Annotated in this window: 9 protein-coding genes and 1 pseudogene; 3 read left to right on the top strand and 7 right to left on the bottom strand. The window is 71.8% G+C overall.

Features of this window, described 5'->3' with window-relative positions; translation table 11 throughout:
* Positions 1-232: cobalt-precorrin-5B (C(1))-methyltransferase (locus VED21_RS07045; RefSeq protein ID WP_324881617.1), on the bottom strand; the 232-nt coding region annotated here is incomplete at its 3' end.
* 49 nt (positions 233-281) lie between these two features.
* Between VED21_RS07045 and cobA the strand changes: the two genes are divergently transcribed.
* The 3 genes from cobA (at position 282) to VED21_RS07030 (ending at position 3,256) form a co-directional block, all read left to right on the top strand.
* A complete protein-coding gene (gene cobA / locus VED21_RS07040; RefSeq protein ID WP_324881616.1) occupies positions 282-1,064 on the top strand; it encodes a uroporphyrinogen-III C-methyltransferase in 783 nt (260 codons plus the stop codon).
* Positions 1,065-1,278: 214 nt separating this feature from the next.
* Complete coding sequence (locus VED21_RS07035; RefSeq protein ID WP_324881615.1) at positions 1,279-2,607, top strand: cobyrinate a,c-diamide synthase; 1,329 nt, start codon at positions 1,279-1,281, stop codon at positions 2,605-2,607.
* A gap of 55 nt (positions 2,608-2,662) precedes the next feature.
* Positions 2,663-3,256 carry a hypothetical protein gene (locus VED21_RS07030; RefSeq protein WP_324881614.1) on the top strand — a complete coding sequence of 198 codons (594 nt, stop codon included), beginning with the start codon at positions 2,663-2,665 and terminating at the stop codon, positions 3,254-3,256.
* Positions 3,257-3,371: 115 nt separating this feature from the next.
* Here the strand turns inward: VED21_RS07030 and VED21_RS07025 are convergent, their stop codons facing one another.
* The 6 genes and pseudogenes from VED21_RS07025 to VED21_RS07000 all read right to left on the bottom strand — a co-directional run.
* Positions 3,372-4,211: a hypothetical protein gene (locus tag VED21_RS07025; protein ID WP_324881613.1), complete on the bottom strand. Its 840-nt coding sequence runs from the start codon at positions 4,209-4,211 to the stop codon at positions 3,372-3,374.
* A gap of 158 nt (positions 4,212-4,369) precedes the next feature.
* A complete protein-coding gene (cobO, locus tag VED21_RS07020; RefSeq protein ID WP_324881612.1) occupies positions 4,370-4,996 on the bottom strand; it encodes a cob(I)yrinic acid a,c-diamide adenosyltransferase in 627 nt (208 codons plus the stop codon).
* Complete coding sequence (gene cobN / locus VED21_RS07015; RefSeq protein WP_324881611.1) at positions 4,993-8,865, bottom strand: cobaltochelatase subunit CobN; 3,873 nt, start codon at positions 8,863-8,865, stop codon at positions 4,993-4,995. Before cobN ends, cobO begins: the two co-directional genes overlap by 4 nt.
* Positions 8,866-9,050: 185 nt before the next feature.
* Entirely contained in the window at positions 9,051-10,079 is a 1,029-nt protein-coding gene (gene cobW / locus VED21_RS07010) for a cobalamin biosynthesis protein CobW (protein ID WP_324881610.1), read from the bottom strand.
* Between the two features lie 51 nt (positions 10,080-10,130).
* Positions 10,131-10,619: a sulfite exporter TauE/SafE family protein gene (locus VED21_RS07005; protein ID WP_324881609.1), complete on the bottom strand. Its 489-nt coding sequence runs from the start codon at positions 10,617-10,619 to the stop codon at positions 10,131-10,133.
* Between the two features lie 67 nt (positions 10,620-10,686).
* Positions 10,687-10,815: pseudogene (locus VED21_RS07000) on the bottom strand (sulfite exporter TauE/SafE family protein); the annotation flags it as partial.
* Between the last annotated feature and the right edge of the window lie 384 nt (positions 10,816-11,199).

The following is an 11,199-nucleotide window of genomic DNA, read 5'->3' as shown; positions in this document are numbered from 1 at the left end:
CGTCGCCGGCATCCTTGATCACCCCGGCGGTCGCCGCCTCGCCGTCGAGCGCGGTGCGGGCCAGCGCGAAGGAGGGGCGCTCGCCGCGCGGCAGCACGATCTCCACCGGATCGGGGAAGGCGCCGGTCAGCAGGGCGGTGTAGGCGGCCTTGGCCGCCGCCGTGGCGCAGGCACCCGTCGTCCAGCCGTGGCGGAGCGGCGTTTCCGGTTTGCTCGCTGGTTTGCCGGTCATGGTTTGGTTTATAGGTCCACCACAGGGGCTTGCCCAGCGGAGGATGTGCATGAGCGTCACGGAGATTCCCAATCTGGGTCTGCCCGTGTTCGAACCGGGTTCGGTGTGGCTGGTGGGCGCCGGGCCGGGCGATCCGGGGCTGCTGACGCTGCACGCGCTGAACGCGCTGCGGCAGGCGGACGTGGTCGTCTACGACGCGCTGGTCGGCAAGGGGGTGCTGGAGCTGGCGCGTGTGGACGCGGAGCGCGAGTTCGCCGGCAAGCGCGGCGGCAAGCCATCGCCCAAGCAGCCGGACATCTCCCGCCGGCTGATCGAACTGGCGCGCGAAGGCAAGCGGGTGCTGCGCCTGAAGGGCGGCGACCCGTTCGTGTTCGGCCGCGGCGGGGAGGAGTGCCTGGCCCTGGCCGAGGCCGGCGTGCCATTCCGCGTGGTGCCGGGCATCACGGCCGGCATCGGCGGCCTCGCCTACGCCGGGATTCCGGTGACGCACCGCGAGAGCGGCGAGGCGGTGACCTTCGCCACCGGCCATTCCACCACCGGCGAGGTGCCGGACGCGCTGGACTGGGCGGCGCTGGCGCGCGGCACGCACGTGCTGGTGCTGTACATGGCGCTGAAGCACATCGGCACCATCGCGCAAAAGCTGATGGACGGCGGGCGCGGGGCCGACGAGCCGGTGGCGGTGGTGAACAACGCCACCCTGCCGGAGCAGACGGTGCTGGTCACCACGCTTGGCCGCGCGGCCGAGGACGTGGCGGCCAGCGGGATCGAGCCGCCGGCCCTGATCGTCGTCGGGCCGGTGGTGAACCTGCACGCCGTGCTGGGCGGGCGGTGACGCTTCAGGGCCAAGAACCCGGGTCAGCGGAAGAGTGTCGGTATGGAGGCGGGATTTTGAGACACGGATGCACACGGATATCCACGGATGAACACGGATGGATTTTTCCCTCTCTTCATCCGTGTTCATCCGTGCGCCGGCCCCGCCGGCATCCGTGTCCATCCGTGTCCCCCATCCGTTTCAAAGCCCGCGCGTTGACATTCGGAGCCCTGCGTTGACGCCCGGACTCGTCATCGCCGCGCCGGCCTCGGGCAGCGGCAAGACGGTGGTGACGCTGGGCCTGCTGCGGGCGTTGCGCGCGGCGGGCGTGGCGGTGGCGTCGTGCAAGGTGGGGCCGGACTACATCGACCCGCGCTTTCATGAGGCGGCGAGCGGCCGGCCGTGCCGCAACCTGGACCCATGGGCCATGCGCCCGGCGACGCTGGCGCGGCTGGCGGTGCTTGCGGGCGAGGGGGCCGAGCTGCTGGTCGTCGAGGGCGTCATGGGGCTGTTTGACGGGGCGGCGGACGGCAGCGGCTCCACGGCGGACCTTGCGGCGCTGGCCGGCTGGCCGGTGGTGCTGGTGCTGGACGTGGGGCGGCAGGGGCCGTCGGCGGCGGCGGTGCTGCACGGGTTCCGCAGCTTCCGCGACGACGTGGAGGTGGCGGGCGTCATCCTGAACCGGGTGGGCAGCGCGTCGCACGAGGCGCAGATCCGCAACGCCATATCGTCGCTGGGGGTGCCGCCCGGGGCACCGCCGGGCGTGCCGGTGCTGGGGGCGGTGCAGCGCGACGCGGCGCTGGACCTGCCGCACCGCCACCTTGGCCTCGTCCAGGCGGAGGAGCACGCGGAACTGGACATGTTCCTGGCGCGCGCCGGGGCGGTGCTGGGCGCGTCGGTGGATCTGGCGGCGTTGCGGGCGCTGGCGCGGCCGGGACGGCTTGGGGGCGGGGGAGGTGAGGCGTTGCCGCCGCTGGGGCAGCGGATCGCGGTGGCGCGGGACGCGGCGTTCGCGTTCGCCTACCCGCACCTGCTGGAGGGCTGGCGCCAGCGGGGGGCGGAGCTGCTGCCGTTCTCGCCCTTGGCCGACGAGGGGCCGGACGCGGGCGCCGACGCGGTGTTCCTGCCCGGCGGCTATCCGGAGCTGCACGCCGGCCGGCTGGCGGGGAACGGGCGGTTTCTGGAAGGGGTGCGCGCGGCGGCGGCGCGCGGGGCGGCGGTGTATGGCGAGTGCGGCGGCTATATGACGCTGGGCGAGACGCTGGTGGATGGGGACGGGACGGCGCATGCTATGGCCGGGCTGTTGCCGGTCGCCACGTCGTTCGCGCGGCGGCGGCTTCACCTGGGCTACCGCCGGGCGGTGACGATGGCCGACGGGCCGTGGGGGCCGCGCGGCACGGTTCTCCGCGGGCACGAGTTCCACTACGCCAGCACCACCGTGGCGGACGCGGGGGCGCCGCTGTTCCAGGCATGGGACGCGCGCGGAACCGATCTGGGCGCGATGGGCAGCCGTCGGGGGACGGTCTGCGGATCTTTTCTTCACGTGGTCGACGCGGCGGGATGAAAGTCGCCGTCCGCGTGTTCATTTCCTAGGAAACACTCTGCGTGGGAGGATGCCGATGTCGACGTCGATGTCGGGGCGGATGCGGGTACTGCCGGCCCTGTTGCTGCTTGGCCTGGGGGCCTGCGCGGAGCTGGACGGCTATGGGTACGAGTACGACGATTACGGCTACCAGCCCGGCTACAGCTATGGCTACCCCACGTACGGGAGCCCGAGCTATGGGAGCTATGGCGGCTATTACAGCTATTCCCCGCCGGTGATCATCGAGGGGCGGCCCCGTCACCGCCATTACGACCGGGATTGGGACCGCAGTTGGGACCGCGACCGGCACCGTGACCGTGACCGCGAGCGGACCCGGTACGACGAGCCGCGCCGGCCCGATCCGCCGCGACAGGACCTCGGCACGCAGATGCGCGAGCCGATGCGCAACCTGGGCGGCGGCGGCGACATGGGCAGCACGATCGGCGGCCAGCTCAGCCAAGTGCGGCCGACGCGCCCGTCCGCGCCGCCGCCCTCGCCCCCGCCGAGCGTGTCCTCCCCGCCGCCGGCCCCGGCGCCGGCACCGTCGCGCACCTTCGACCAGTCCGCGCGCGAGCGGCAGGGCGGTGGCGGCGGCATGGGATCGGCGCTGCAGGGCATGATGGGGCGGTGAGGCTGGATGCGGACGACGTTGGGTTTTCGGCTCGCGCCTCAACCCAACCTACGGCCGCGTGCGCGCGTCGGTAGGTTGGGTTGAGCGCCAGCGAAAACCCAACGTAGAATAGGCGTCAGCTGTACCAGATCTGGAACATCAGGCGGTCGCGCTCGGTGGGGGCGATGGCCTTGTGGTAGCAGGAGGTGTCTTCCAGGAAGCCGGTGCCGGCCGGCGCCTCGATGACCATCACGCGGTCGCGGCCGAAGCGGGCGAGCACCTCCTCCTCGCGGGCGTTGGCGGAGCCCAGCAGCATGCGCGCCGGCTTGCCGGTGTGCGAGCCGCAGAGCAGCGCGTGCGGGCCCGCACCCTGGTCGACGTCCGACAGGTAGAAGCACGCGGAGATGAAGTTGTAGTCGTGCACGTCGAAGTGCCAGTCGATGGTCTGGCCGCGGCGGCGCCGCTCGTCGTCCGACACGCCGGACGCGAAGCTCCAGAACACGCGCGGCAGCATGCGCCGCACGCGGTAGCCGAGGAAGCGGCTGGACGCCTCCAGCAGCATGGGATCCTCGGCCACGCGGCGCACGGCGTCGCAGCGCAGGGGATCGTCGATCAGGCCGTGCACCAGCGGCGTGCCGTCGGCCAGCCGCCCGTTGACCACGTCGCCGCGGCGGAAGGTCTGCTCCCGCCCGCGCTCGCGGCACTCGGCGGTGTTGGCGAATTCCTGGATCTCGGCCAGCACGTCGGGGGGCAGGTCGAAGCCGAAGGAGACGGAATCCCGCCGGATCTCGGCCACGGCATCGTCGATGGAGACGCGCGGGAACAGGGTGGGGTGGCCGGCCGGGGCCACGCCGCCGTATTTGTCCTGAACGAGCGCGCAGAGATAGCTGTAACCGCGGCGCACCGTTTCGAACCGGCCGAGGGCATAGTAGAGGTCACCGGCGAACAGGCGATGCGCAATGGTTGCGACGTTCATGGGGGTGCACCCTCGGTGGGTGAATTGTTGCGTCTCCGTTTTATTGAAATTTCCCAGAACGGGCGATGGAGATTCCGGATGAAGCGGGAACACGGCCGGGGAAGGCGTGGAATTACCACCCCGGCCGAAGCGTCGCGAATCGCCCGGAATCCGCGCTTTCAGAATTCAATTCCGGCCTGCGCCTTGACGCCGTCCCGGAAGGGGTGCTTCACCAGCGTCATCTCGGTGACCAGGTCGGCGGCCTCGATCAGCTCGTCCGCCGCGTTGCGGCCGGTGACGATGACGTGGGTGTCGGCGGGGCGGTTGCGCAGCCCCTCCAGCACCTCCTCCAGCGGCAGGTAGCCGTAGCGGAGCACGATGTTCAGCTCGTCCAGCAGGACCATGCGGACGTCGGGGTCGTCGATCAGGCGCTTTGCCGCCTCCCACGCGGCGCGGGCGGACGCGATGTCGCGCTCGCGGTCCTGGGTTTCCCAGGTGAAGCCCTCGCCCAGCGCGTGGAACTCGACGAGATCGGGGAAGCGCTCCAGCACCGTGCGTTCGCCGGTCGCCCACTTGCCCTTGACGAACTGCACCACACCCGTGCGCATGCCGTGGCCGACGGCGCGCATCACCATGCCGAAGGCGGAGGTCGACTTGCCCTTGCCCTTGCCGGTGTGGACGATCAGCAGGCCCTTCTCGATGGTCTTGCCGGCCAGCATGCGGTCGCGCGCGGCCTTCTTCTTGGCCATTTTCTCGGCGTGGCGGGCGTTGACGTCTTCGCCGTCTTCGATGTTCTCTTCGGTCATTCCTCTTCCCCTCCTTGTCCGCTGATTTCCCTCAGCGTGATGTGGACGGCGTTGGCGCGCGGGCGCCACAGGCCGCGGTCGAGCGCCTCCAGCAGGCGTTCGGCCATTTCCTTGAGTGCGGCCGGGTTGGCGTCCTCCATGAAGGCGCGCACCTCGTCGTCCATGACATAGGCGTCGAACACCGCGTCGAAATGGTGGTCGCCGACGCAGCGCGCGGTGGCGGCGAAGGCGAACAGGTAGTCGACCGTGGCCGCCAGCTCGAACGCACCCTTGTAGCCGTGCCGCATGGCGCCGCGGATCCACTTCGGGTTCACCACGCGGGCGCGGACGACGCGGGCGATCTCCTCCCTCAAGGTGCGGACGCGCGGGGATTCGGGGCGGGAGTGGTCGGCGTGGAAGACCTCCGGCTGCTGGCCGGAGAGGACGCGCACCGCCGCCGTGATGCCGCCCTCGAACTGGTAGTAGTCGTCGCTGTCCAGCAGATCGTGCTCGCGGTTGTCCTGGTTGTGCAGGACGAGTTCGACCGACGACAGCCGCTCGGCGAACTGGGCGCGGGCGGGGGCGCCGTGGGCACCGGCGCCGTAGGCGTAACCGCCCCAGGCGAGGTAGGCGTCGGCGAGGTCCTTGTCCGTCTCCCAGCCGCGCTGGTCGATCAGCGCTTGCAGGCCAGCACCATAGGCGCCGGGCATGGAGCCGAAGACGCGGTAGCCGGCGCGCCGTGCGGCCTCCTCGGGCGGCACGCCGGCCGCCTCCAGCCGGGCGCGGTCGGCGCGCACGCGCCCGGCCAGGGGGTTCACGTCGTCGGGCTCGTCCAGCGCGGCGACGGCGCGGGATGCTGCGTCCACCAGGTCGATCTGGGCCGGGAAGGCGTCGCGGAAGAAGCCGGAGACGCGCAGCGTCACGTCGACGCGCGGGCGGTCCAGCACGCCGGGGGGCATGATCTCGAACCCGGTGACGCGGCCGGTGCCGGTGTCCCACGTCGGGCGCACGCCCATCAGGGCCAGCGCCTGGGCGATGTCGTCGCCGCCCGTGCGCATGTTGGCCGTACCCCAGGCGGAGAGCGCCAGCGTGCGCGGCCAGTCGCCGTGTTCCTGCATGTAGCGCTCGACCACCCGCATGGCCGAGGCCCAGCCGAGCTGCCACGCGGCCGGGGTGGGCACGGCGCGGGTGTCGACGGAGTAGAAGTTGCGGCCGGTGGGCAGGACTTCGGGCCGGCCGCGCGTCGGGGCGCCGGACGGGCCGGGCGGCACGAAGCGGCCGTCGAGGCCGCGCAGCAGCCCGTCGATCTCGGCCCCGCCGCAGGCGGCGACGGTGGGGCGCAGGTGGTCCGTGATCCACGACAGGACGGCGGCGGTGCGCGCCCAGGCCGGGTCGGCGGCGGTATCGCCGGCGACGAGGCGCAGGGCCAGCTGCTCCAGCCGCTCCACCGTGTCGCCGGCGGTGCGCCAGGGGTCGGGGCCGGATAGCGCCGCCGGGCGCGGGCCGGTCCAGGGGGCGGCCATGTCGGTGTCGAGCGGGTCGAAGCCGGCGAGGTTCAGGTCGGCCGCGAGGGCGCGGATCAGCGAAGCGTCGGCGCCGTCGCCCTTGCCCCGCGGCAGGCGGGCGAGCGCCACAAGGAGGTTGTCCAGCAGGGCGCCGTCGGGCGAGCGGCCGAAGACGTGCAGGCCGTCGCGGATCTGCAGCTCCTTCAGCTCGCACAGGTGGCGGTCGAGCTTGCCCAGCGCTTCCTGCGGGTCGTCCTCGGGGGCGACGCCGCAGTCGGCGGCGATGCCGGTGCTGGCGGACAGGTCGAGGATGCGCGACCGCAGCTCCGGGATGCGGCGGGGGTCGAGCGAGGCGGCCTCGTAATACTCGTCCACCAGCATTTCCAGCTCGCGCAGGGGGCCGTAGCTCTCGGCGCGGGTCAGCGGCGGGGTGAGGTGGTCGAGGATGACGGCGGCCGCGCGGCGCTTGGCCTGCGTGCCCTCGCCGGGGTCGTTGACGATGAACGGGTAGAGGTGGGGCAGGGGGCCGAGTGCGGCTTCGGGGAAGCAGGAGTCGGAGAGGGCCAGCGCCTTGCCGGGCAGCCATTCCAGGTTGCCGTGCTTGCCGAAGTGGACCACCGCGTGCGCGCCGAAGCGGTGGCGCAGCCACGCGTAGAAGGCGAGGTAGGAATGCGGCGGCACCAGCGCCGGGTCATGGTAGCTGCCCGCCGGGTCGAGGTTGTAGCCGCGCGCCGGCTGGATGGCGACGGCGACGTTGCCGAAGCGGAGCGCCGGGAGGCGGAAGGCGCGGGTGGTGGGGACTGTTGCCCCCTCCCTAACCCTCCCCCGTTGCGCAGGGGAGGGAACTCCGCCGCTTTTCCCCCTCCCCTGCGAAGCGGGGGAGGGTGGCCGCGAAGCGGCCGGGAGGGGGCAGGAGTCCGCCACGAACGGATCGTCCTCCGGCTCGCCCCAGCGTTCGAGGACCGCGCCGCGCACTGCGTCGGGCAGCGTGGCGAAGAAGGCCTGGTACTCGTCCAGGCTCAGCGTTTCGCGGACTTCGCGGGTGTCCAGGGCGGTCACGTCGTTGGTGACGCCGGCCTGCAGGGCGGCCATCAGCGCGGCGGCATCCGTCGGGGCGCCGTCCACCGCGTAGCCGGCGGCGCGCATGGCGGCCAGCGCCTCCACCACGCCGGCCGGCGTGTCGAGGCCGACGCCGTTGGCGAGGCGGCCGTCGCGGTTGGGGTAGTTGGCCAGCACGATGCCGACGCGACGTTCCGAAGGCGACGTGCGGCGCAGGCTCGCCCAGGCGGACGCCAGCCGGGCGGTGAAGGCGACGCGGTCGGGGACGGGGCGGTAGTCGAGGATCCAGCTCTGCGTCGGCTCGTGCCGGCGGGCCTCGGCCTTGAAGCTGACGGCGCGGGCGAGAATGCGGCCGTCCACCTCCGGCAGCGCGACGTTCATGGCGATGTCGCGCGCCGACAGCCCAGCGGAGCCGGACCGCCATGCGTCCTCGCTGCCGCCGGAGAAGACCACCTGCAGGACCGGGCAGTCGGCCTCGTCGAAGGGGGTGGGGGTGCGCTGGGCGCCGGGCTGCGACACGGCGAAGGAGGTGGCGTTAAGGATGACGTCTGGCCGCGCGGCACCCAGCAGTTCGGCGACGACGGCCGCGGCGGCCCCCTCCTTCAGGCTGCTGGTGTGGATGGGCAGCGGGTTGAGGCCCTGCGCGCGCAGCGCGTCCACCAGCGCGTCGATCACCGCGACGTTCCCGGCCTGCACCAGCGCGCGGTAGAAGACCAGGGCGGCGACCGGGGCGCCGTCCGTCCAGCGTCGGCGCAGTGTGTCCAGGTCCGGCCGCGGTTCGCCGGGCCAGTAGAGGCCGGCGCGCAGGAGCGGCATGGGCTCCCGCCATGCGACGTCGTATCCAACGAGGCTGCCGGCGTAGCGCAGCAGTTCCACCGCGTTGTCAATGCCGCCGTGCACGCCGTACTGCCAGAGCCGGTGCGCGGCATCGGCCGGGACGGTGCAGCGGCGCACCAGTTCGGCGTCCGGCTGGTCGTCGCCGGGCAGGACGGCCAGGGGGATGTTGTGGCGGTGGCAGGTGTCGGCGATCTGTTCGAGGCCGTAGGGCCAGTAGCGCTCTCCGCCCAGCAGGCGGAGGATCACGAGGCGCGCGTGCGCCACCGTGTTCTCGGCGTAGACATCCACCGACAGGTTGTGGCCGAGCTGCAGGATGTTGGCGAGGCGCAGCGTGGGCGCCTCGTCGCCCAGCCGGTCGCGGGCGGCGGCGAGGCAGGCCAGCTCGCTGTCGGCGGACGACAGGAAGACGATGTCGGCCGGCGTCTGGCCGAGGTCGACGGCCTCGCCGCCGTCGCCCAGGCTGCCGGGCTGCGCGGCCAGGAGGTGCATCAGGGCCCCTCGCTCGGGTCAAAAAGAAAAGGGGGAAAATGAAGAGAAGAGGGGACACGGATGGACACGGATGAAGAGAGATGGATATCCGTGTTCATCCGTGGAACATCCGTGTGCATCCGTGTCTCACAACCGTTTCCCGGATCGGCCGCCATCACGGCATCCCGCTTTTATCCGGTCTATTCTTACCCGGCTAGGGCCGCCGCGATGGCGTCGCGGTCCAGGCCGCGCTGGCCGATCACCACCAGCCGCGTCCCGCGCGCCTCGCCGGGCTTCCACGGGCGGTCGTAATAGCCTTGGATGCGGTCGCCGACACCCTGGATGACGTGCCGCATCGCCTTGCCGGCCACGTCGAGGAAGCCCTTCACGCGCAGGATGTCGTGCGCGGCAGCGGTGGCGCGGATGCGCGCCTCCAGCTCGGCCGGGTCGGCGACGGTGGGCAGCGTCACGACGAAGCTCTCGAACTCATCATGGTCGTGGTCGTCGCCCTCCTCCTCGTGGTGGGAGCGGCGGGAGTCGAGGTCATCCTCGGCCGCGGCACCCAGGCCCAGCAGCACGTCGGGGGCGACGGCGCCCTGGGTGGAGACGACGGTCTTGACGGCGGGGCGCAGGTGTTCCGCCACCTCGGCGCGGACGCGGGCGAGCGTGGCCTCGTCCACGCGGTCGGCCTTGTTGAGGACGACCATGTCGGCGGACAGGATCTGCTCCTCGAACAGCTCCTCCAGCGGGCTTTCGTGGTCCAGGCTGGGGTCGGCCTGCCGCTGGGCGGCGAGTGCCTCCATGTCCGGGGCGAAGCGGCCGGCGGCCACGGCCTCCGAATCGATCACGGCGATCACGCCGTCGACGGTGACGCGGGTGCGCACCTCCGGCCAGTTGAAGGCCTTCACCAGCGGCTTGGGCAGGGCAAGGCCGCTCGTCTCGATCACGATGTGGTCGGGGCGGTCGGGGCGGGCCAGCAGGGCGGTGATGGTGGGCAGGAAGTCGTCGGCGACGGTGCAGCAGATGCAGCCGTTCGTCAGCTCGACGATGTCCTCCTCCCGGCAGTTCTCGACGCCGCAGCCGGCCAGCAGCTCGCGGTCGACGCCGAGGTCGCCGAACTCGTTGATCACCAGGGCCAGCCGCCGGCCGCCCGCGTTCGCCAGCAGGTGGCGGATCAGGCTGGTCTTCCCGGCGCCGAGGAAGCCCGTGATGATGGTGGCGGGGATCTTGCTCACGGCCAATGGCTCCCGTGGGTCTGCAGGGGGGACCGTTATAGAGGGGCCGCGTCAGCGGAGGAAGAACAGAACCGACATGGCGAGGCCGACGGCGACGATGCCCGGCCTTAGTTTCGATGGGGGGATTCGCCGCGCCAGCCGCGCCCCGGCGTAGCCGCCGGCGATGGTGCCGGCCATCATCAGCACCGCCTCCGTCCAGTGCACGGCGCCGCCGGCCGCGTAGGCGGCCACGGCGATGGCGGTGAGCACGGCCGACAGCAGGTTCTTCAGCCCGTTGGCGGCGTTCAGGCTGGACAGGCCGAACAGGCTGAGGTGCGCCAGCAGCAGGATGCCCAGACCGCCGTTGAAGTAGCCGCCGTAGACGGACACGGCGAACAGGCCGCCCAGCATGGCGCCCTTGCCATGGATGCCCTGCCGTTTCAGCCACGCCGACAGGCGGGCGCCGAAGGCGAACAGCACGGTGGCGAACAGCAGCAGCCACGGCACGATCACCCCGAACGCCGCGTCGGAGGTGATGAGCAGAAGCCCGGCGCCGATCAAGCCCGCCCAACAGGCTGACCGCCGACAGCCAGACGAGGCCGACGCCGTCCACCGGCTCCAGGTCGTGGCGGAAGCCGTAGGCGCCGCTCATGTAGCCGGGGAGCAGCGCCACGGTGCCGGTGGCGTTGGCGGCGACCGGCGGCACGCCGGAGAAAATGAGCGCGGGCAGGGTGAGAAAGCTGCCGCCGCCGGCCATGGCGTTCATGGCGCCAGCCAGGAAGGCGGCGCCGAGGAGGACGGCGAGGATAGAAGCGTCGGGCATGATGGTCGGGGCCGGGGAAGCGGGTGGGCGGGAGTGCCCAACCTTTAGTCATTCGCCGGCCATGTCAACAGGGCGCGTCGGAACGCCGGAAAGCTCCTCTCCCTTGAGGGGGCGACGCCGAAGGGCGTCGCGGTTGGGGTGAGGGTGATTACGGCCGGATGGCCGGAGAACAAGACTCTGTTCAGACCGGACACTTGGTTTACAGGTGTTCGGAGACATGGTTGACAGGTTGGACCGAACCGAGGCGATCGCGCAAGTCGACTTGCGCGATCGCCTCGGCGGCGAAATGGACGGTCCAGAGACCATCGGTCGCGGTCG

It is taken from the genome of Azospirillum sp. (assembly GCF_035627195.1).
Lineage (GTDB): Bacteria > Pseudomonadota > Alphaproteobacteria > Azospirillales > Azospirillaceae > Azospirillum.
Note: the sequence above shows the minus strand (reverse complement) of the source record. Positions and strands in the feature narration are given on the sequence as shown.

Bases quoted from the DNA above. Each gene is read 5' to 3' on its own strand.
- cobA (WP_324881616.1), top strand. From the start codon at position 282: ATGAGCGTCACGGAGATTCCCAATCTGGGTCTGCCCGTGTTCGAACCG.
- VED21_RS07030 (WP_324881614.1), top strand. From the start codon at position 2,663: ATGTCGACGTCGATGTCGGGGCGGATGCGGGTACTGCCGGCCCTGTTG.
- VED21_RS07025 (WP_324881613.1), bottom strand. From the start codon at position 4,211: ATGAACGTCGCAACCATTGCGCATCGCCTGTTCGCCGGTGACCTCTAC.
- cobO (WP_324881612.1), bottom strand. From the start codon at position 4,996: ATGACCGAAGAGAACATCGAAGACGGCGAAGACGTCAACGCCCGCCAC.
- cobN (WP_324881611.1), bottom strand. From the start codon at position 8,865: ATGCACCTCCTGGCCGCGCAGCCCGGCAGCCTGGGCGACGGCGGCGAG.